We start from the raw sequence: 1,244 nt of genomic DNA, 5'->3' as shown, positions 1-1,244 counted from the left end.
CTCTACTTCGCTTGCCGCTGTCATCATATCCACTTGGATCATCACTTCTGCTGGGCTATACTGGAAGAGCATTCTAATCGCTGCTCCCTATATATAGGGGACGCTATCTTCCTCAGTATGCATGCTGGGTTAGCAGCTTTCCTCCGATCTTGCTATGAGGCTTTGTGAAGCGGGCATCAGTTGATAAGAGGCTGTGGCAGTCTGAAGGCAATAGCTCATCGATCTTCTATTGTCAGCACATGCTAATTAATTCTCTAATTACCCTCCGCAAGCAACTTCCCGAAAAGACTTATCTGCAGTGCATGAAAGTGTCACATATATGAAAACGCTTCGCCACCCGTTAGCTAACTTCATTAACTGAAATTATAAATTATCATCAAGATAACTTCCGCTACTTTCCTTCGGCTGCGGTGCTCTTGTGGCATAGCTCTCAAATGTCCGTCCTTTTCCTCTTGCCGCTTTAATCGACTGTCGTCTTGATCGGTTTATACTGCGTCATCATCTCTTCGTTCTCGGGTCAGTAAATGCGTGTAAGGGTTGATCTCAGGATTGCTTGTAGGGCACACTCATATAGAAGGCTAGGGCACTTAACTAAGGAGAGTCAAGCAGAGGCAAGATAAATGAGAGGACTTACGGCAGAAGCAAGTTGTTCGCTTCATGGGCAGACATCAGGTTGGCTTGTAGCTTGAGACAGTCGAAGCTATACTGAGGTCCAAAGACAGCTGGTCTTGCTGTGAAGAAAAGGCTGAGAGTATTGGGCGAGCTTCTAGCAGCAATAAGAGACAGCGATTAGCTCATCAGGTCATAGAGGAGCAGACACATAAGATGTCAGGCGGACCAGAAGACCTTCCAAGGAGCATTCCTCTCGTACTAGCTCAGGCAGCCAACATCAGCTCAAGTGCATCTCAGCAGATATAAGCCGAACTGTCTCACGACGTTCTGAACCCAGCTCACGTAGCTCATTACTTGGCGAACAACCAAACCCTAGCAGACGGCTGCTTCTGCGGGAAGAGATGAGCCGACATCGAGGTGTCAGGGCTTTGCGTCGATAAGAGCTCTCAGCAAAGGTTGACCTGTTATCCCTAAAGTACCTATTGGCCAGTGATCGCAGATGAAGCCAAGCTCAATACAGCGGGGCAGTATCACAGACAGGTTGAAGTCTTGAGTCAGCTAGCAGGCATTCTCATCAAGCCCAGGAGCATGAGATTATAGCCTCAGGACCTTCGTGTTCCCTCGGCCGTCAT

1 rRNA gene is annotated in these 1,244 nt (G+C 48.2%); it reads right to left on the bottom strand.

Going from position 1 to position 1,244, the window contains the following annotated elements:
* Positions 1-690: 690 nt before the first annotated feature.
* Positions 691-1,244: ribosomal RNA gene (locus AAFU51_18795) — 23S ribosomal RNA — on the bottom strand; the annotation flags it as partial.

This window comes from Bacteroidota bacterium (assembly GCA_039821555.1).
Classification (GTDB): Bacteria; Bacteroidota; Rhodothermia; order Rhodothermales; family Rubricoccaceae; genus JBCBEX01.
The sequence above is the reverse complement of the archived record's forward strand: the minus strand, read 5'-3'. Positions and strand labels throughout refer to the sequence as shown.